Source organism: Shewanella sairae (assembly GCF_023283535.1).
Taxonomy (GTDB): domain Bacteria; phylum Pseudomonadota; class Gammaproteobacteria; order Enterobacterales; family Shewanellaceae; genus Shewanella; species Shewanella sairae.
The window spans coordinates 49852-71359 of the sequence record NZ_JAKILT010000014.1; the positions used below are offsets into that span (position 1 = coordinate 49852).

Consider the following 21508-nt stretch of genomic DNA (forward strand, 5'->3'; position numbering starts at 1 on the left):
CGTGGAGTATCAAGCCTATACCTGTAGACAGGTCAACAGAATAATGATTACGGTTAAACTTTGCCTGTGCCAAGATTTTTGCTTTGAGTATTTGATAAACAACCAACCATAACGACAAGTAATCCAATTGCAAAGCTGTTTGAAAGCAAAATAATTTGGCTTACTTTCGTTGTTGAGCCTATGACTAACGTTGAGATTATCGGTAGCTGTTTGAGGACAAATTGTAGCAAGATAAAGCTTAAAAGCAGCGCGTAAACAAAGTGACGACCATGCCCAAGTTTAGCCAAGAGAGCAATTGATATAGTAAATAAGATGACATATTTAGGGAGGCTAAACCAAAACATGCTAATAAGAACATCAAGTTCATAGGGTAATTGAGTTAGCAGCTCTTTATATTGCTTCATTAAGGTCAGGCTCCAGTCCATATAACTATCAGGAACATAGAACTGAGTAATGCTAAAAGCGATGACCATGGCACTGAGCATGACAATATTTTGTTGGTAATTGATTTTAGCGGTTAAGTTTTTCCATGAATGTTTAAGGCCAACAAAGGCCAAAGTCGCGATAATGAGTTCAGTAAGGCTGTTGATAACCCATATTGGCCAATAGCGATAACTGGATTCAATTGACTCGATAAGCGGGTTACATAGGGTTAGCACTGTCGAAAATAGTGATGACAATGCAAATAACGTTAATACTGAAATCATAAACGGTAGTTGTTTATCTTTAGTGCTAGCAATAGCGCAATAAGTAGTAAATATCGCGTAAGTGATAATTAAAAATATACAAAACCTTTGGTTTTGATCTTGTAAAAAATGATTACTGGAATAGTCAGTAGGTAGACTGACGCCAACAATAAAAAGCTGCGCAGGAAAAAACAAAATAAGCAGTACTTTAACTGAAACCGCAACGAGGCTAATAAGCCCGGCGAATAATAAATAGTTAGTTTTTTTTAAGTGAAGGTAATTCACTAATATTAATCCTTTAATACGAGTATTGAGAAAGATGAGCTTACCCTATATAGGGCTAAGGGGAAATGAAGCTTAGTATTAAAGAATTTAAACATATCAGCCTTTGTTTAGTACTAATGAAATTAGTTAAATTAGATTAATACTTATTTATGTGTACCTCTAAATTAGTATTCGGTAATGATCCTTGTCACAGATATTGATGCGAGTTTGTAATCAAAGTGTAATCTTGTTCTGGATCAAGTTAATTCATTTGTTTCGGCAATATAACTGCATGTGAAAATGATGAAACAAAAGGATTACAATAGATGAAAGTTCACGCCCTCACATTAGCTGTATTAGCAAGCTTAGCCTCAACTGCAGTAGCTGCAGAAACCGTGGATCCACTCAAAAAAGCTTTTATCGATGACTCTGCTGTCAAAGTGCAATTTCGCCTGCGCTTTGAAGACGTAGATGTTGCGAATGTTGACCAGCAAAACCAAACAACTTTACGCACGCGCTTAAATTACCAAACTGGCGATATTTATAACTTATACGCTGTGGCTGAGGTTGATGATGTTCTCTCCACAGATAATGAGCCACTGATTGCTGACTATAAGTATACCCAAATAAACCAAGGCTATATTGGTTACCGAGCGCCAGCTGAAATCCTTGCACTACTTGGTCGCCAGCGAATCTTATTAGATAACCAGCGCTTTGTTGGTGGTGTAGGGTTCCGCCAAAACGAGCAAACTTATGATGCGGTGTCTGTGAAAAACACAGCAATTGCTGGATTAACCGCTTATTACGCTTACGTGGCAGATGTGAACCGAATTTTCCCTGAGGGTTCAGGTAAAGAAGAGCATGAAAACAAAACTAACTTAGTTAATATCAACTACAAGGGCTTAGATTTCGCTAAGTTATCTGGTTACGCTTACCTAATTGATAACCGTGATGTAGCCGCTTTCTCTACAGACACTTATGGTATTCGTGCTACGGGTGATATCAAGCTCGATGCCTTAAAACTGAGTTATGAAGCTGAGTTTGCGCAGCAGTCAGAAGGTGGAGATAACCCTGTTAGTTACAGTGCCTCTTACTACAAATTAGGTGCTGGAATAAACTTTGATGGCTTTGGCGCTAAAGTGGGTTATGAAGTACTTGGGTCCGATGACGGTAAAGCCGGTTTTATTACTCCGCTAGCGACTTTACATGCCTTTAACGGTTGGACGGATAAGTTTTTGTTTGGCGGCAAAGGTAACTGGGAAAATGGTTTAGTGGACACACACTTTATTGTTACTGCCAAACTAGCGGGTTTAAAGTTACTTGCTAAGTACCATACATTTGAATCTGATTATGGTGATATAGATATGGGACAAGAGTGGGGCGTAGCTGCCACTTACCGATTTGCTGACTACTATAGCGTTGGTGTTAAGTATGCCAGCTTTAGTGGTGCAGATGCGGGCTATGGTTTCTCAAATGATACAGACAAATTATGGCTAACACTGCAGGCTAAATATTAAAGGTTAGTATTACCGAACGCATAGAGTCCAGTTTGGGACTCTTCTCGCTACTCCCGTTTATAAGCAGGAAACGTCAGTTATTCCTGCTTTTTTTATGCAAGCATAAAGCTGATACTTTTTGACATTAACTTGGACGCTTGTTTCTACATTGCTAATGGTGTTGGTTAAATGTGATTGGTGATATTATTCCTGCCAAATTAACGCCTTGCCATTGAGTGAATCATTGCTTAAGTCTTGCTCTCGTCTTTTTATTGTTGCTTTTATCACTACTTCGTCATGTTCAGCGGCGCAGGCTTCTGTACCCGTCGATGAGGACAAGCCACAGCAACAAGAAGCATTAGTTACCTCAGAGAAGCCTACTGAATTAGACGATCCTTGCTACAGCCATTCGCAAATGGATGACGCTATAGATAAAGCTTTTAACTATCTTAATACTAAGTTTTGCCAACCGGCAATTTGGTTCGATAGTTTTTTTGTTGACGACAGAATTGAAGATGATGCCCGTGCTGGTACGATTATTCGTTGGTATAACGACTTTGCCTATCATGGCGAGGAAGGGTTTAAATACCGTTCTAACCTCAATGCTAGATTGCACTTACCAGGCGCGACTAAACGATTAAAGCTTATTTTAGATTCAACCGGTGAAGACGACCCATTTTCGTTTATTAAGTCCCCCGATGACAACAATGATAGAGATATAGGCTTGAGGTATGATTGGTATGCAAAAGGCCGAGTCAGCTTTAATATTAAGGCTAATCTAAAACCAAAGGTTGAAGCGAGATGGCGCTACACTTATCCGATATCTGATAGCACCGTGACGCGATTGACCCAGAAGCTTTATCAAGAAAAGAAAGTCACTGGTGAGTCGACGGAGTTTGATATTGAGCATGCCTTTAACGAAACCTTTGTTGGTCGTTGGAGCGCAGTTGCACAATATGAGAATCGCGATAATGGTTGGGAGTTTGGTTCTAGCCTCAAGCTATATCAATATATTAATAATCGTCAGGCTCTCAGTTACCAAGCGAGTATTTATGGGGTCGATGAGCCCTATCACTATGTCAAAAATGCCAGTGTTAGTGCCACATATAGGCAAAACTTTCTGCGTGACTGGCTGTTCTTTGCTGTGACTCCAGAGTATCGCTGGAGTAAAGAGGACGAGTTCTCCGAGCGTATTAACCAAGCGGTGCTAACCTTTACGCTTCGAAGTACTGTTTCAAAATGTATAGCGCCCAGCAGTTATTGGTTAATCCATCAATATTTAGTCGTGAGTTTCAGGTTCTGGGCTGAGGTCTGCTTCAATAACACTCTCATTAGCCGGTGCGACTTGTTCGCTATGAGGTTGACTAACTTGCTCGGCTAAAACAATTAAGCTGTCGGTATAAGAAAATCCATAACCGTAGCCACCTTCAGTGCTCACACCATTACCTAGTAAGTGTGGATCACTAAAGTGGTCTTTAAAAGCAAAGTTGCCCGAGGTCACAGGGGTTATCTGTATTACTTTATAGCCCTGTTGATTTAAGCTCGATATCGCTTGCTGCAAATCGTTATTTAAGCGCTCACTATCAATTTTGCATGTCGAGAACTCAAACTCAGTTGTTTTGGGGTTTGCAGCCCACATTTGTTCGCGCTTATCAGTTTCAATCTTTGCGAAGTAGCTTTTGACAAATACGACTTTTTGATTCATTAGATACCCTTAAAACGGAGAACTCTGCTAGTTTTTATACATTACTTGCTGATGGATAAATTTTAACTAAAGTGCTTATTACAGTAATAAGGATTACTTTAGCAGAGAGTGAGGGATGATGTCGTTAACTTGTTATTATTCAATACACTGACTGCAAGTGAAAGGAGGCTCAATAGCAGGTGATTTACGCTAGGACGAGAGTAAATATGCTTTTAGTAGATGAGCGAGTGAGGCTGTTAAACTGAGCAAATAGGCCGCTTTGTTGAAAAAAAGTCTTGTAATTGTTATGGTTATGTCGCGATTAATCCAGTAAAAATCATGTTTCTGCGGTCTAATTACGACATCGGATGTTGTCATTTACCTTAATGTATTAAGGTATAAGCTAGCGGTTATATAGCGAATAGGAAAGAGCCTTATTATGTCTAGTGCATTGGAACTTAATTCTCTATCGGAGTTGAAGTTTCATATAAAAACCTTCGACGAAAAGCTAAATGCGCAGTTTTTAACTCTGCCGGTACAATCTCTATTGAAGAGGCGGGCCAAGCATATAGATGAAATGTTGGTTTCATTATGGAAAATGTATAACTTACATAAGACCACTATGTCGCTTAACGCTGTGGGGGGCTACGGCCGCAGGGCTTTACATCCCAGATCAGATATTGATTTAGCGATAATTATTGAACAAGATCTTTCCTCACACCAGCAAGAACAATTATCACTTTTCCTTACCCGCCTTTGGGACTTTGGCTTAGACATAGGCCAAACCGTTAGAACACTGTCTGAATCAATTGACGCCGCAGCCACAGATATCACCATAGCGACCAATTTACTTGATATCCGTTGTTTAGTGGGGTCTAAAAAACATGCTCAGGTAATAAAAGAGCAGTTATACCAAAATGAACTTTGGACCAGCCTTTCTTTTTATGATGCCAAGATGGAAGAGCAAGAGCTTAGGCACAATAAAGCGCAAAATACTGCACTGTATTTAGAACCAAATTTAAAGAATAATCCTGGAGGCTTGCGTGATGTACACACCATTATGTGGATTGCACAGAAGCATTTCTCATTGGCGAATGCCAACGCATTAAAAACGATTGGTTTTTTACAGCAAGATGAAGTGTACGAGTTACTCGAAGCTTATGACTTTATTTGCCGAGTTCGGTGGGCACTGCACTGCGTGACCCAATCACCACAAGACGTGTTGCTATTTGAGCATCAAGCCGCAGTGGCCGAGTTTATGCAATTTGGTCAAGGCGATAATAGCCAGTTAGCCATTGAGCGTATGATGCGGCAATTATTTCGCGCTATGACCCGAGTGCGCGAGTTAAACCAAATTATCTGTGACTCGTTTAAGCTTGATACGCTTCATGAAACGGAGCGTAAAAATCTGCAATCTCTAGATAAATACTTCAGTGTTTGTAATGGCTTAATTGAAGTTAAATTTACCCAGGCCTTTATCGATAAGCGTCAAGTGATGCGGATGTTCAAGTTGATCGCAGAAAATGACGCGATCGTCGGCATAGCGCCGCAAACTCTCAGATTACTTAGACAAACCCGTCGCAGGCTACTGGGTGAATTGCAAGATTATCAAGGATGCCGAGAAGAGTTCCTTGCTATTTTGGCGCACCCTAAAGGGTTACGTAAATCATTAGGCTTAATGCATCGTTATGGTGTGTTGGCTGCCTATTGTTCCCAGTGGCATGCCATCGAAGGGCAGATGCAGTTTGACATGCACAATGCCTTTACTGTGGATGAGCATACCTTTAAAGCGATTCAATATATTGATAGTTTTGCGCTGAATAAGAAAAACAGCCTGACCTACACTGTCTACCAAAACCTAGGTAATCGCTTTGCGTTAGTGTTTGCTACTTTATGTCATCATTTGTCAGGTAAACAGGCGATTGAAAACAGCGAATTAAGCGCGATTCAGGCAAAGGAATTGGCAGATGAACACTTACTTAAAGGGTCTACAACTGCGCTGATATACTGGCTGGTGGCGAACCAAGATGTACTGATCAGTGCGATACAAACACAAGATATTAGCGACCCAGATGTGATTAAGCATTTGGCAAAAGTAGTTGGTTCTCAAGGTAAGCTTAATGCACTGTTCTTGTTTACTATTGCCGATATGATGGCAACCAATGAAAGCTATTGGAATGATTGGCAAGAGAGTCAGTTAACGCAATTGTATATGGCAATTCGTGAGACCTTAAAGCAAGGTATTGAGAACATCTTTGAGGTGCGTACGGTTATCCGTGAAAACCAAGCTGATGCCAGAGCTGAATTGCTTCAAACTGGTGTTGATGCCGAACGCTTAGCTCGATTTTGGCAGAGTTTGCCTAACAATTTTTTCAGTGGCAACTCGGTAGAGGACATTATAGAGATTAGCCAAGGTGTACTAAAAGGTGAACCTGGTACGACTCGGGTCTTAATCGGTAAAAACGCCGATAATGGCTTTACCAGTATCTTTGTATATACCGAAGACAGACCTAAGTTGTTTGTAGACCTGTTCAAGACCTTAGCCAGTTCTAAGCTTAAAGTAAAAGATGCGCAGATGATGCAGACCAAAAATGGTCAGGTATTAGAGATCATTAAGGTACTGGATCATAAAGATGAGCCTATTGATGATGAGCCACGGTTAGCGCAAATCGTTAAGCGTATTTATCGCGCTATTGATCAAAAAGATAAACCGAGAAAACTTTTACCTCACAGAGCATTAAAGAATTTTGATAACCCTCCAGTGGTGACTGTGTTGCATACCACTAAGAAAAATCGCGCACTACTTAAGGTCAATACTTTGGACGACCCTATGTACTTAGAGCAAATTTGTAATCTTTTATCTGAGCGAAACCTCAGTATCCATTCAGCCAAAATAAGTACTTTAGGTGAGTGCACCGAAAACGTATTTTTAGTGTCTAATGCCGATAACACCTCTTTTGGTCATGACGAGCAGCTAAAGCTGGTGGATATTATCGAAGAAGAGATAGCTTAATCGCTATAGAGCCGACTTCAGCACATAGCGCTGATACAATAGCTGTTTTATCAGAAAGGTTTAGTGAATTAGCGTGAACTTGGCTCTATTTGATTTTGATGGCACCTTAACTAACAAAGATATGTTTACTCAATTTATCTTTTTCTCTGCTACGCCTCTGCGGCTCTTGCTAGGCATAATTTTTATGTCACCGCTTTATCTATTGTATAAGTTAGGCATAATTCCTGCCCGCAAACTGAGACCTTTGGTGAGTTTTTGTGCTTTTGCAGGTCGCGACAAACAGACTCTTGACCGTATCGGTTATGACTATGCAACTAAGGTTATTCCCCGTTATCTGCGTCCTGAAATGCTGCAAACGTTAAAGCAGCATCAAGCTGAAGGCACAACAACCGTTTTGGTTTCTGCTTCGCTTGACCTGTATTTAAAGCCCTGGTGCCAAAAAATGGGGTTGACCTTAATTTGCAGTGAAATGGCAACTCAAGATGGTCGCTTTAGTGGCCACTATATTGCCGGAGACTGCAGCTGTGAGGCCAAGGCGAATAAAATAACTCAGCGCTTTAACCTTAATGATTACAACAGCATTTATGCTTACGGTGACACTAAAGAAGATTTAGCAATGCTGGCATTAGCTGACAGAGCATTTATGCAAGGTATTGAGCAGAGCCCTCATTAACGTAGTAGTTTGATGCTGCAACCTCTTATCTGAACAGCAACATAGGACGTTAATGCTACAGTCCACTCTAAAGATTATTATCGCATGGCTATTAGTTAGACCAAATCGATTAGGTCACGCAGATGGTAATTGGGTAAAATAGCTAATTAGCTGCATCGATTGCAGTTAGGCTAAATCACTTTACTAATTAATATTAACGATAAAGCTTAAACAGCATGGAAGTCGTTAATGATCTTCAGGGAGCGTTATCATGATAGGGAAGTTTTTCACCGCATTTGGGGTTATTGTCAGTTATTTATTAATCCCATTTCCAATCGCACTGATCATGCGGGAAACGTTTATGTTGCCCGACTCGTTCATTATTGCTGTGGTCATCGCATTTGTTATTGGTTTTTTCCCGCTAATGTTATTTGTGTCGCGTAAGGTATTTAGGTTTCCAGCTCAGAATAAGCAGCCAATAGCTAAGAGCGAATTGGTAACACAGATTTCAAAGCTTAAAATTAAAGATTGCTTATTTACTGCCGAGCAACACGATGACTATCTAGTGCTCACATCTCCATATATGGACGCTAATTTTATTTCGTTGTCTCAGGCACAAAGTATCAGTAAAACCTATTACATGAAGCTTTGGTTTGATGAAGGTAAAAATCTAGTCCGCTTTAAAGATCACTTAGTTTCAAGCTCTGCAGTATTGGGTGTGGGTGGTTTTTCATTCAATATGAGTGCACAAACCGGTTACGTATTGAGTCAAATCTTTTTGTTAGACAGTAGTGCTCAGTTAGTCAGGTTTAGTAATGGTGAGCTGCATAAAGCCTTGATTGAAGTTGTTACAACTAATGGCTGGGACCTCAATTTAAAAGTGATTTAATCATGTTAAAGCCAGCTTATGCTGGCTTTATTCTCTATTAGCATTCAAGTCTGCTTGATTAAACCCATTTTTACCTTATGAATGCTCTCCTTTTCCTTAATGATCCTCCTTGAATGTTCTATATCTATATCCCACTTCTCATTGCTAGTTTCAGTTGGTTTTTATGTGTGATTTGTTGTGCGCTTGGTGGTGTGTTTCGGCGTTGTTACCACATTGTTTGTGGTTAAGTGTCAAAAGCTGTGACTAAAAGCGCACATCTTGAATGATTTTAGAGCGATACTGCTAGGTAAGTCTGCTTTAAATAAGGATAAATAGGAGATAAGCTAGACCTTAGTATAACAAGTTGTTACTTGACCAAAACCCTTAAGTGAACAACACTCGATGCTCAACATATACCCTACAAATATGGATGATTATAAAAATGCTAATATTCTTAATTTGTATTGCAGCCTTGCTGCTTGCATATAAGTTCTACAGCCCCTTTGTAGAGCGCCAAGCAGGAATAGACCCAAGTGCAAAAACACCACAAGCACGATTTGAAGATGGCGTTGACTACGTCAAAGTTCACCCGGTTAAAGCCTACCTGATTCAGTTTTTAAACGTTGCTGGTGTTGGCCCGATTTTCGGTCCGATATTAGGCGCCTTGTATGGCCCAATAGCATTAGTTTGGATTGTGCTTGGTAACATCATTGGCGGTGCGGTACACGATTACTTCTCTGGTGTATTAAGTATTAAAGAAGACGGGAAGAGCTTGCCGGAAATCGCTGGGCATTATTTCAATGTTTACTTTAAAGGCGTGATGCTGATATTTACTGCCATGCTGCTGTTTTTTGTGGGCGTGGTATTTATTATGAGCCCGGCAGGTTTATTGAGTAACCTTGATTATTTTGAAGGAACCATACTTGCTAACAATACCTTTTGGGTATTGGTTATTTTAGGTTACTACTTTCTAGCAACTATGCTGCCAATCGACAAAATCATCACTAAGTTATATCCAATTTTTGGTCTATTGATGATTGTTATGACGGTATCGATTGCCGTGGCACTGCTAATTAGTGCGCCGCAACTGCCAGAGATAGGCGATATCTTTGCCTACTTTGACCATAGTCATTACGACAACGATTTATTAGCGCCAAACCCTGATGGCTTACCAGTATGGCCATTACTGTTTATCACCATTACCTGTGGTGCCATTAGTGGTTTCCATTCGACTCAAGCACCTATTATGGCGCGCTGCTTAACTAACGAAAAATATGTGCGTCCAGTTTATTACGGCGCAATGATGTCTGAAGGTATTGTTGCATGTGTATGGGCAACAGCGGGTATTGCGGCTTTCCCTGGTGGCTATGTTGAGCTGAAAAGCATTTTAGATGCGGGTGGTCCAGGTCTTGTGGTTAACCAAGTGGCGACCACATACTTAGGTGTTGCTGGTGGTATTATGGCGATTATCGCGGTGGCGATTTTCCCTATCACCTCTGGTGATACCGCATTCCGTTCGCTGCGATTAACCATTATTGATGCGTTCAAAATCCCGCAAAGCTTACGTAACCGTCTGTTGTTAGCTATCCCAATCTTGGTGATTGCATACTTCATGACTAAGATTGATTTCTCATTAATCTGGCGTTACTTTGCATTCTCAAACATGCTGCTATCAACCAGTGTGTTGTGGTTGGCTACCAAGTATCTGTTTGACAGGGGCGCGTTCCACTGGATAGTAAGCCTTCCTGCTATTGTGGGTACCTGTGTCACGGTATCTTATATTGTCACCGCAGGTATTGGTTTAGGCTTGCCGCAATCACTCAGTCAACCTGTAGGTATCGCTGTGGGCGTAGTGTGTTTAATCGGCCTAATCATGGCGCACAATAAGCGTAAGGTGGTTAGCGAGTCTTAATCGCTATCTTTATCGATAAAGGACTGCAAAGTGCAGTCCTTTTTTTATGTTTGTTAAACAGATATTTAATCTCAATAAAAGCCTTCTTGCTTGCATGTCAGAACCCCCAGCTTTTTTATGATAATTACTTATACTTAAGTATTAATTTGGTATTTGAAATGCATGTTTTGCTGATTTTTAGAGTAATTACTTGTTTTTATTTTTAAGCTAAGTAGGTTGGTAACTTGAAGGTGCATCCACAGGCAAGAATGATAAAAGGCCGATTTATGGATAAATTGCGTTTTACAGGCAAGGCATTAGATGAGGGTTTATTTGATTTATACAGCCGTAAGCGAGTATTAAGCTTTATTCTCGTGGTGTCGCTGCTGACCTTTTTACCGTTAATCATCAAAAACTATCTTGTAGGTGAATCGCTACTTGCTAGCTTCTTACTTGCGTTCGAGCTTAGCTTGATTATTGAAATTTACGGTGTGCTGCGCTTGAAGCACAAAATAATCGGTTACCAATCTCCCTTATTTCTGTTAGTTATTTGCATTGTATTAAGCGTGCATATTTTTGGCACCTTGGCGACGTATTGGGTATTTCCCATCGTGACAGCCATAGTGTTGTTAGTGCCGAAAAGAATGGCTATTGGGGTTAATAGCGTAATTATTATCGCGACAACAATAGCAGCGTTACCTCACCAACCAGTGATGGTGACTTTACGTTTTAGTTTGGCGCTAATGATTTGTACTGCTATTACCCAATGCGTCATTGAAGCTGTGAGAAAACTGCAAGGTAACTTAAGTTATTTATCGACCCGAGACTCGTTAACCGGCGCTTTTAATCGGCATCAAATGGAGATTAGTCTGCAGGCAGCAAGTCAGAGAACACTTGCAGGAGCGGGGACATGCATCGCGGTAATTGATATTGATTACTTTAAAGCAGTGAATGACCAGCATGGGCATGATGTCGGCGATAAAGTCATCAAGTCGGTGGTGGAGCTCGTTAATGTTAATAGCAGGCAAACGGATCTACTATTTCGTTTAGGCGGAGATGAGTTTTTACTTTTGTTCGATAATACTCAGCTGGAACATGCCTTAAATATTACGCAAAATATTCGTCAACAAGTGGTGATTGGTCTTGCTGAAAAGTGCCCCAATATTCAGTCGGTCACCTTAAGTATTGGTCTTGCAGAGTCAATAGAAAATGAAGACAGCGAATATTGGGTAAAGCGTGCAGACACGGCGTTATATATGGCGAAGCAAGCGGGAAGAGATCAAATTAAGGTTAGCGATCCTGCTGAGTTTTACGCCAACAAAGTTGTACGCCTCTAAGCCTTTTTATTAGCTACGTTCCAATAAACAAAGAGACCAACAACTTGTTGGTCTCTTTGTTTTTTTAATAAGCTTATTTTATCTACAAACTAAACTCACCACGTACCGTTAATGCAAACTGCCTTGGTTCGCCTAAAGCCGGGGTGCGGGTAAAGTTATTGGTAATATACTCTTCATCAAATAAGTTGTTACCTTGTAGGTAAACTCCCACTGTTTGCCACTCGTAACCAATCTGCATATTGACCAGAGTGCGGCTGTCATTGTAAGGATCAAATAGTTCATCCCCCTCTTTGTAACCTTCACGGTATGGATCAACCTTAACCGGGGCGCTTTGGGCATAGTTGGCATTCACGTTAGCAAAAATACCATTGTCAGCGCTGTAAGTAGCGCCAACATTACCTGTCCACTCTGGTGCGGTAAATTGACGACCGGATAAGTCATTAACTATCGGTGTCGTTTCAGTAGGAATAGTGATCACAAAGTCAGTAAACTCGGTCTTTGATTGGCCCACTGCAGCATATAGCGTGAGCTCATCAGTGACTTGGTAGTTCAGCTCAAGCTCAAAACCTTGCACGGTTGATTGACCTGCATTGACGGTTTCATTGTCATAACGGTTAGGTGAGAGCTGCACGTTCACTTGTTGGTCACGCCAGTCGACATAAAACAGGTTAGCATTGGCAATGAGGTCGCCGTCTAACCAAGTGGAGCGCAGCGATAGCTCATAGTTATCAGTGTATTCAGGGTCGTACTCAAACACATCGCCACGAGCATTATTTATGCCTACGCCACCTGAGCGATAGCCTTTTTGGTATGAAAAGCTAGTGATGAAGTCTTCTGTCCAGTGATAGCTCACACCTAGCTTAGGCAAGATAGTATTAAAGTCATTTTCGATTTTTGGCGTTGCAGATGAGGCACTAGCGGCTAAATCATAAAATTGCTGATTAATACCAGCGATTAACGGCGCGATGCCTTCATAAGGTGTGCCAATATAGCTGGCTGGATCGGGTATTTTATCTGCATTCAAGATGATGTATTGCGCATCATTTTGTGTTTGTTGTTTTTCATGGTCAAAGCGGATACCGCCAAAAATGTCCCACTTTTCCGTTATATTCCAAACCGCATCGGCAAATAGCGCGTAGCTTGAAATCGTCTGCTGTGACGAGGTTAACGCACTTGTGTGAGCAGGATTAAACTCGGCATATTGGCCAACCACTAAATCTGCAATAGGTTGGCTGAGCCCGTATCTTGCTTGCAATATATCGCTGGTGAGACCTAAACGGTTTAGCTTCAAATTACTTAAGCCGTTAGACTGGTCATCGACATCAGTATTGAAGTAATAAGCGCCGATAATACCGCTAAAGTCATCGTATTCAAAAGTCAGTCTTAGCTCTTGGCTGAGTGAGTCAGTGGTATTTTTGTAGTTAGAAATACTGCCAGTATCTTCAGGAAATTCACTGCCCTCTATCTCTAAGAAGTCTGAATCCCAAGTAAAGCGAGTATCGACACTAGACCAAGTTGTATATGAGCCTAGCGACCAATAATCGTTTAAGTCGTAATTTAGCTCCAATACTAATATGTCGGCATCGACGGTCTCTTTTCTTTCATCGTTATTGTAGACATAGCGATTTTCAAATGGGTTTTGACCTTGAGCAATTTCTACCGCGGTATGGCCATAATCACTATTGCTGCGGGTATAGCCTAGTTGAGCTGAAAACTCAGGCAGTGCTGATGGTTGATACAAGAGCTTTAGTCGATAAGTGCCGTCGTCACGATAGTCGGCAGGTTCATTGCGGACTCGATTTTCAATATAGCCGTCAGTCTCTTTCTTTTCACCACTAAAGCGGAACGAAAGCTCATCTTCGATAAGACCTCCGCCAATGGCGACGCCAATTTCCCGTTGACCGTATTCGCCCACTGTTAACTGGTACTTTCCTTGCCAGTCTTGAGTCGGTGCTTGGGTGGTCATGATTACGGCACCTGCTAACGCGTTACGCCCTTGCAACGTCGATTGTGGACCTCGTAAAATTTCTATTTGTTTAGCATCCCAAGTAGAAAACCCGCCGCCATAAATCATCCGCTCAGGCAAAGGGGCGCCATCGACATACACGCTTGCTAAAAAGCTGTTGCCACCACCTGAAACGTTAAAGCCGTCAATACCACGAATGCTAAAGCTACGGTTACCAGTAACTTGAGCGTTTGCGGTATTGATTATTACATCGCGAAAATCATTAATATTTTCTTGCTCTAACTGCTTTTCGGTAAGCACAGCAACACTGGTTGTAGTCTCTTGTACAGTGCGGGCTATTTTCTGACCAGTAACCATGATCCGCTCAATATCACTGGTATCGGTAGCATTATCTGCTGCAGCAGATAAACAGGTTAGTGAGGCCGGAATGAGTAAGCCAAAGCGAATTGCGCTGGTAATAGGGGTTAACTTAGGAGATCGCATGTTTTATCGTCCAAATGATAATGGTTGTTATTTTTAATCGCGGCGATGCTAACACAATCATCTTGTAATCTGATAACTTATTTACGATAATTAATACAAATTATTATCATTTACATTTATGTTGGTTGTTTTATGATTTTCGTTGGTGTGTTTTTATTGTGGGTAGGTTGCTTTTTCAGCTATTTATCTTCTAATAAACAAAAACTTATTTATAAGTCCACGTCTAAGTTTGTAGCGTGGTTGGCTTATATGCTTACTCTTGGATTGGCAATCTTTGCTTTGTCGATACCATTAGGCTGGCTTGTTTCGGTACTCATTAGCTTATTGCTGACCATGGTCATGTGGTTGCTGTTAGTTGTGGTGTCGTCACACGCAAGGGAGCGAGGCGTGTTGATTTTCTTACTTGGGACAATGTTGTTTCCAAGTCTCTTTTTATTAGGGGGTCATTAACCATGTGGCCTAAAACTCTGACCGCCTTTATGGGTGGTTTATTGCTGTCTGTCAGTATGATGTTAAGTTTGTATTTACTGTTACCTATCGCGATAGATATAAAATTGTTAGTGGGACTGTTGGCAGGTTTTATCATCTGGGTAGCATCCATGATCTATTACTATAGCTTCAATAGCGCGAAAACCAGTGCTTTGGCTTGTGGCAAATTCTTACTGTTTTCTGTGGCAGTCAACTGTCTTCTTTTTTGGTATCAGCCCCTTCTATGAATACTCAATCTATGTACGCTACTACAAGTAAAAATCCGCGAAGCCAGTGGGTTAAAAATCTAACGGAATCTCACAGCTGGATAGGGGTAATTATTTCTCCTTTGCTGTTTGTTATCTTTTGGGCTGGTGCTGTTACGCTGTTTTACGAAGAGGTAAAGCAGTGGGCTGTGGTGCCGCAATTTCCGGTAGCAATAGAGCAAACAGAAATGCCGTTGCAGCAAATAGTCGAAGATAAGCTGGCACAGCACGATTTTGATTATGAAGAGCACCTTATGGTGCAAATGCCATCTGAACATGATCCTTACTATAAGGTGTTTTTAGATCTCGTTAGTGAAGAGGGCATGGAAGATGAACATGGTGAAGTGGTGTCTTTGCTCATCGACCCTAATACTGGCGCTAGTGTGGCCAATAGAGATGACTTTTTTCTTGGTGATTTTATCTACCGGCTACATTACGACTTAAATTTGCCTGGTGGCACCTACCTAATTGGCATCATTAGTCTGTTCTTCTTTTTTGCTTTGGTATCTGGTGTGTTTATTCACGCTAAAAAGTTATTTAAACACTTTTTCTTATATCGCAATGATAAAAATCGCCGTGACCAACTGCTAGATTTACATAATGTCGTTGGCGTGATGACGCTGCCATTTACCCTTATGTATGCATTAAGTGGATTAGTGTTTAACTTGGCCATTGTTTACCAAATTGCCTTTGTGGTGTTTATCTATCAAGGCGATCAAGACACATTATTTAAAGACGCTGGTTTTACCTTATTTGATGAGCCTAGAATTGAACAAAGTATTGATATGAGTAATGCTTATACGATTATTGAGCAAGCACGTCAGCAGCCTGATTTCTATCTAAGAAACGTTATCTTTTATAATTACGGCGATGAGTCAGCCATTATCCAATTACGTGGCAATGATTTAGCTCATTTTTCACAAAAAGATGAGTTCTTTTATCGGGTAAACACAGGTGAATTACTCAATAAGACCGACATTGAAAACTATAATGTATTTCGTAAAGGTCGAGAGATTATTGCAACCCTACACTTTGGCGATTTTGCAGGTGTAGATGTGCGTATTTTGTATTTTATTCTCTCGATTGCGATATGTGCGATGATCGTTATTGGCAATATGTTGTGGCTTGATAAGCGCACCTTGCAGCAAAATGTATCGCCCCGCAGCATAAGTATTGTAAGGGGATTAACCTTAGGTGGCTGCGGCGGTTTAATTGTTGCTACCACGGTCGCTTTTTTTGTTGAGCGAGTATTACCTGCAAGCCTACAAGCTAGAGCTGATTACTTGGTGTATAGCTTCATCGCAACCTTAGTTATCGCTATGGTGTTGAGCTACAGGATTAGCAACAAGCGTAAATACTTAAGCCAGATGATATTGACTAGCACGTTGTTTCTTACTGCCACATTAGTTGCTGATTGGTATTTGTTTGCAAGTGAGATCCCTCAATTAATCCAGCAAGGCTTCTATGGGATCATCGGTGTTGAGGTTGCGATGTTACTGTTGATTATCACAGGGCTTTTGTTGGTAAGTCGGCTTAATCATTCGCAAAAACAGCAGGCTAATGTTGAAGCGACAAACTTAACAATCGCTTAGTCCATGTTATTGAAAGCGCAGCCTATGGCTGCGTTTTTCGCTACCTAGTAGTAAATGGCGCCCAAACTGTTAATTTCAGTCATGTTATAACTCTATCGGCGAGGTTATCACCTAAAAATAGTGCCTAATAGATTGTTAATTCATGGGTTTTAAAGTGACTAAAATTATTTTATTTTGTGGTTATTTTTTTATATTCCAATTTCAAATTATGGTGTAAATTAGCGCAACCATATCTAGTACAACTTGTATTGATAGATAGATGCCATTGTCGGCTTTGGTGACAATTAACCTAAGCCTGTGTGTTATTTATTTTGAATACTCTACACCTCCCCAAGCCACCATCTGGCCCAAGATCTTTAGAGCATTCCGTTTTATAAAGAGATCCCATTGAATATTTTATTTTTGATGTACCCGTGGTCGACGATCGTACCTGAAACCGACACCACATTGCGGTTAATCCATGAGTGTGTTTTAAGGGGCCATACTGTTGCAGTAGCAACCACTAGCAATTTAACCATGCGCGACTCTGAAGCCAGTGCATTTTGCCAAGTGTTTAGTAAAGAGCAGACAACACCGAATAATATCGTTGCTTTTTATAAAAAAGCTCAGTTTAAAAAGCTGCAGTTACCATTGGCAGGCTTTGATAGCATCTTCATGCGGGCGAGCCCGCCGCTGGACCCTATTGCGCTAAACTTCTTAGATTCAGTGCGTGATGAAGTGTTTATCATGAATGATATTGACGGGCTGCGTATTGCTAATAATAAGCTCTATACCGCGTCATTTGACGATCCAAACAATACTTTTATTCCCTCTACTCATGTGTCGAAAACACCTGAGTATTTAGAGCAAGTGTTGCGTGAATCCAAGACCGATAAGATGATCATGAAGCCACTCGACGGCTTTGGTGGTCAAGGTGTCATCATGGTTGAAAAAGCCGCGCAAAAGAGTTTCCACTCATTGCTACAGTTTTACATCAATAGTGGTAAGGGCGGTAATTACGTAATTTTACAAGAATATGTTGAAGGCGCAGATGAAGGCGATGTGCGTATTTTAATGCTAAATGGCGAGCCTATTGGCGCGATGAAGCGCGTACCTGCAGCGGGTGAAGTTCGCTCAAATATTCATGCTGGTGGTAGTGTAGTAAAGCATGTGCTAACCAAAAAAGAGAAAGAACTGTGTAAGCATATTGGCCCTAAGCTAGTGCGCGACGGTTTGTTCTTTGTCGGTATTGATGTGATCAACGAAAAGTTGATTGAAGTAAACGTGCAAAGCCCTGGCGGCATTATGCGGATCAATAAATTAAACAACGTAAAGTTACAGCGTAAAGTTATCGATTTTATTGAAAGCGTAATCCAAGCCAAAGAAGCGTTAAGCACCAGAAAAACAGAATTTAGAAAGGCGATTGAAGATGCTCAAGTTATCTGAAAAAGAATGTATTGCACTAATAAATAAAGGCGAGTGTTTTCATGCAGAAGTGGAAGCGGGCGCCTTTACCGTAAAAATTGATGAGTACTCACCATTTGTGTGTACCGCTATTCATAATGGCCACCGCCTGCGTGAAGATTTGCAAAATAACTGCCGCCTTACTGATGAGGAACGTCGTTTTGCTGAGGCGCCATATACCGCAGACATGCTGTCATCATTCCCAATTGTATTGACGGGCAATGACTCACGTTTTGAATATGACTTAAATCGACCTAAAGCACATTCAACGCATTACAAAACAGCGTGGAAAAAGCCATTAACCACTAAGCAGCGTAATGAAAGCCATGCAAAGCATCAGTCTTTTTACAACGTACTGAGTGCATTGGTTGCACGTTTAGAAAAGCAGTTTAAAAACAGCATCGTATTTGATGTGCATTCGTTTAACTATCAGCAAATTGAAGCTGATACGCCAACCTTTAATATTGGCACTAGCCAGATCGATATCGAACGTTGGGGCACCACCTGCCAGAACTTTGAAAAGCAGCTTAATAAAATTGAGCTGCCAAACATTGCTGTGCGCGCTGCACGCGATGAAGTATTTCAAGGTCGCGGCTATTTAATTGCGCATGTTAACGCCCATTTTGACCACACTTTAGTCTTGCCACTGGAAGTGAAAAAGGTGTTTATGGACGAAACCACTGGTGAGCTATACCCACTGGTTTTAGAAGAGCTAAAAGGTGGCGTCAAACAGGCTATTTCTGAGTCTGCTGCGTACTTTATGCGCCGTTTTGGTAAGCGTAAGTCATTAAGAAACGTTGACTTACTGTCATCGACTTTGCCGCCAGAGATCCTATCGTTAGATAAGAGCTTATATAAGCTAGCAAGTAACGTAGCAACGCTGAAATATATCAACCCAGTAAACATTGCTAGCGAGCGTAAAAAGTTTTTAGCGCGCAAAGGTGCGGTTGCCCCAGAGTTTAGTTATAAGCAGCTAAACATTAATCCATATCAATTTCGTGAACAGCTTTATAAGCTACCAGTGTCGAATATTATGGACGCCGATATTCAGCAGCTTTATCGTCACGTGATTGATAACTTAGCAACTAGAATTGATTTACTGTGCTCAATAGGCACCGATGAGTTTGTCTACAACTCGCTTAAGTATTATGGCCAGCCAGACAAAGAAGATATTGCTAATGCCGAGTTTTTACTACGTGCACCAGCAATTGAGGGCGATGACGAAGAGCCTATCTATGATGCGGCTTATGCGGTTAAGTCATTCCAAAAGTATGCCGATGACTGGGGCCTTAAATGTAAGGTTGAAAAGTCATCGCGCATTGTAGCAAAGGCGATGGTTAATAGTGCCCGTGGTAGCTTGATGATTAATAAAGACGCCATGTTCACTAGCAAAGAGTTAGTGGCTTTTGCTTACCATGAACTCGGCGTACATATGCTGACAACCGTTAACGCTCGTCGCCAACAGTTGCGCGTAATGTCACTAGGCTTAGTGGGTAATACCCATACCCAAGAAGGTGTGGCTATCTATAGTGAATACTGTTCAGGTAACTTGACCTTAAACCGTCTGAAAATTCTAGCTATGCGCGTGATAGCAGTGAATTTAATGCTAGAGCAGCGTGACTTCTCGATGACCTTTGAAACGCTTAAGCGTGAATATGACCAAACAACGGAGCAAGCATTCATCCTAACCACACGTGTGTATCGCGGCGGTGGATTCACTAAAGACTTCCTGTACTTAAAAGGCTTTAGAGACATAGTTAACTTAAGTAAAACCACGCCGTTAGATAATTTACTGGCAGGTAAAGCAGGCATATTGGACATGCCAATTGTCAGCGAAATGGTAGAGCGAAATATGTTAGAGCGTCCAGTGCCGTTATTTGAGCTGCAACATAAATCAACACCTGAAACCGCGGTAATTGATTATCTTATTTCGGCAATTCGATAAGTCGCAATAAAGCGCCTTACTCTTAACGGAATAAGGCGTTTTTTTATGTCTTTTATTAGCTTACAGGCTTTATCATGGTAGATTAATTAAACAGCTTGAAGAGTGATTACATCATTAACCAAGCCAAAATTAATGGCGTTAGAGGAGATAGGCAGATGATAAGGATTAAGCGAATCACTTTAATGATCTTGAGTATGTTGGTCTTAAGTCATGCTAACGCATATGAGGCTGAGAAAGTAGCGACAGGGCTGAATATCCCTTGGGGGCTGGCCTATATAGATGCTCAAACTATGCTGGTGACAGAGAGGCAAGGCGTCATCAAACAGGTAAACCTTGAAACGGGTAAGCAGCAAACTCTGTTTACGCCTAAAGGTGTTTGGGCTGAGGGACAGGGCGGTCTGCTCGATATTGCCGTATCGCCTTTTGCAGACAATACCCTTTACTTCACTTACAGCAAAGATATCGAAGGCGAGGGTGCGACCACCCTTGCTAAAGCGACTTATCAAGAGGGGAAGCTTGCCAACTGGCAAGATGTGTTTGTTTCAAACTCTCGCTCAGATACAGGTCGGCACTTTGGTAGCCGCATAGCCTTTGATGATAAGCATGTTTATTTTTCTATTGGCGATCGTGGTGTGCGCGACAATGGTCAAGATACCTTAACCCACGCCGCAACTATTTTACGTTTAAACCCCGATGGCAGCGTGCCAGCTACGAACCCATTTATAGCAGATGAAGCCGTATTAGATGAGATCTGGAGTTACGGCCACCGTAATCCTCAAGGTTTGGTTTACGACGTGCCAACACAAAAATTGTGGTCGATTGAGCACGGCCCCCGTGGCGGCGATGAACTTAACCTCATCAAATCTGGCGCCAATTATGGCTGGGCGATCACCTCTCATGGTAAAGAATATTGGGGGCCAATCAGTGTTGGCGATGGCAAACTAAAAGAGGGCGTTGAGCCACCCGTTAAAGTCTATATTCCGTCAATTGCGCCTGGCAGCTTAGCACTGTATCGCGGCGATAAGTTTCCAGAGTTTAATGGCAAGCTTTTAGCTGGGGCATTAAAGTTAACTCATATTAATGTGATAACGCTTAACGATGCAGGAAAAGCGATTGCAGAAGAAAGGATTATGGCTGAGTTAGGTGAACGCATTCGTGATATCGAGGTCACCCCAAAAGGTGATATCTATTTCAGTACTGACAGCGGCAATTTATATAAGCTTAAGCGGTAAAGGTTGGAACTCACGCTCAAGGAAAAGCAAAGCAGTGCTGTTCTTTGTAGGTCGGGCTTTAGCCCGTCAAGCTCGTGCCCTTGCTACAAGGGCGAAACCCGCTCTTGTAGCTAAGCGCACTAAGTGCGATAAACGTAATCATTGCCAGTAACTTGGCAGGTTGGTTTATGTTCTGTACAACACCTTAATCACATGCCAGCCGAACTTAGTCTTAACCAAGTG

15 protein-coding genes are annotated in these 21508 nt (G+C 41.4%); 12 read left to right on the top strand and 3 right to left on the bottom strand.

Annotation, left to right across the window (positions count from 1 at the left end; all coding sequences use genetic code 11):
• Nucleotides 1–53: 53 nt before the first annotated feature.
• Nucleotides 54–971, bottom strand: a complete 918-nt coding sequence (locus L2748_RS08075) for a hypothetical protein (protein WP_220779172.1) — start codon at nucleotides 969–971, stop codon at nucleotides 54–56.
• A gap of 305 nt (nucleotides 972–1276) precedes the next feature.
• Between L2748_RS08075 and L2748_RS08080 the strand changes: the two genes are divergently transcribed.
• Nucleotides 1277–2467: an alginate export family protein gene (locus L2748_RS08080; protein ID WP_220779170.1), complete on the top strand. Its 1191-nt coding sequence runs from the start codon at nucleotides 1277–1279 to the stop codon at nucleotides 2465–2467.
• A 211-nt stretch (nucleotides 2468–2678) separates the two neighbouring features.
• Nucleotides 2679–3827, top strand: coding sequence for a hypothetical protein (locus tag L2748_RS08085; RefSeq protein ID WP_246616083.1), 1149 nt, complete (start codon nucleotides 2679–2681; stop codon nucleotides 3825–3827).
• On the opposite strand, the gene L2748_RS08090 is transcribed toward L2748_RS08085, so the two are convergent.
• Nucleotides 3726–4151: a hypothetical protein gene (locus L2748_RS08090; RefSeq protein WP_246616082.1), complete on the bottom strand. Its 426-nt coding sequence runs from the start codon at nucleotides 4149–4151 to the stop codon at nucleotides 3726–3728. The genes L2748_RS08085 and L2748_RS08090 overlap by 102 nt on opposite strands.
• Before the next feature lie 418 nt (nucleotides 4152–4569).
• Between L2748_RS08090 and glnD the strand changes: the two genes are divergently transcribed.
• From glnD to L2748_RS08115, 5 genes are all read left to right on the top strand, one after another.
• Nucleotides 4570–7143, top strand: a complete 2574-nt coding sequence (glnD, locus tag L2748_RS08095) for a [protein-PII] uridylyltransferase (RefSeq protein WP_220779168.1) — start codon at nucleotides 4570–4572, stop codon at nucleotides 7141–7143.
• A gap of 73 nt (nucleotides 7144–7216) precedes the next feature.
• Entirely contained in the window at nucleotides 7217–7816 is a 600-nt protein-coding gene (locus tag L2748_RS08100) for an HAD family hydrolase (protein WP_220779167.1), read from the top strand.
• Nucleotides 7817–8066: 250 nt separating this feature from the next.
• Complete coding sequence (locus L2748_RS08105) at nucleotides 8067–8684, top strand: hypothetical protein (RefSeq protein ID WP_220779165.1); 618 nt, start codon at nucleotides 8067–8069, stop codon at nucleotides 8682–8684.
• A gap of 421 nt (nucleotides 8685–9105) precedes the next feature.
• On the top strand, nucleotides 9106–10575 hold the full coding sequence (locus L2748_RS08110) for a carbon starvation CstA family protein (protein WP_220779163.1): 1470 nt from the start codon (nucleotides 9106–9108) through the stop codon (nucleotides 10573–10575).
• 266 nt (nucleotides 10576–10841) lie between these two features.
• On the top strand, nucleotides 10842–11891 hold the full coding sequence (locus L2748_RS08115) for a GGDEF domain-containing protein (protein WP_220779162.1): 1050 nt from the start codon (nucleotides 10842–10844) through the stop codon (nucleotides 11889–11891).
• A gap of 82 nt (nucleotides 11892–11973) precedes the next feature.
• On the opposite strand, the gene L2748_RS08120 is transcribed toward L2748_RS08115, so the two are convergent.
• Nucleotides 11974–14340: a TonB-dependent receptor gene (locus L2748_RS08120; RefSeq protein ID WP_220779161.1), complete on the bottom strand. Its 2367-nt coding sequence runs from the start codon at nucleotides 14338–14340 to the stop codon at nucleotides 11974–11976.
• 452 nt (nucleotides 14341–14792) lie between these two features.
• Between L2748_RS08120 and L2748_RS08125 the strand changes: the two genes are divergently transcribed.
• The 5 genes from L2748_RS08125 (at nucleotide 14793) to L2748_RS08145 (ending at nucleotide 21286) form a co-directional block, all read left to right on the top strand.
• A complete protein-coding gene (locus L2748_RS08125; RefSeq protein WP_248957681.1) occupies nucleotides 14793–15056 on the top strand; it encodes a hypothetical protein in 264 nt (87 codons plus the stop codon).
• Nucleotides 15053–16666 (top strand): PepSY-associated TM helix domain-containing protein, encoded by a 1614-nt coding sequence (locus L2748_RS08130; protein WP_220779160.1) that lies wholly within the window; start codon nucleotides 15053–15055, stop codon nucleotides 16664–16666. The genes L2748_RS08125 and L2748_RS08130 overlap by 4 nt, the downstream gene beginning before the upstream one ends.
• A 387-nt stretch (nucleotides 16667–17053) precedes the next feature.
• Nucleotides 17054–18091 carry a glutathione synthase gene (gene gshB, locus L2748_RS08135; RefSeq protein WP_220779158.1) on the top strand — a complete coding sequence of 346 codons (1038 nt, stop codon included), beginning with the start codon at nucleotides 17054–17056 and terminating at the stop codon, nucleotides 18089–18091.
• Complete coding sequence (locus tag L2748_RS08140) at nucleotides 18075–20054, top strand: flavohemoglobin expression-modulating QEGLA motif protein (RefSeq protein WP_220779157.1); 1980 nt, start codon at nucleotides 18075–18077, stop codon at nucleotides 20052–20054. The genes gshB and L2748_RS08140 overlap by 17 nt, the downstream gene beginning before the upstream one ends.
• Nucleotides 20055–20209: 155 nt before the next feature.
• The gene (locus L2748_RS08145) at nucleotides 20210–21286 is read left to right on the top strand and encodes a PQQ-dependent sugar dehydrogenase (RefSeq protein WP_220779156.1); all 1077 of its coding nucleotides are present in this window, start codon (nucleotides 20210–20212) and stop codon (nucleotides 21284–21286) included.
• Nucleotides 21287–21508 lie beyond the last annotated feature (222 nt).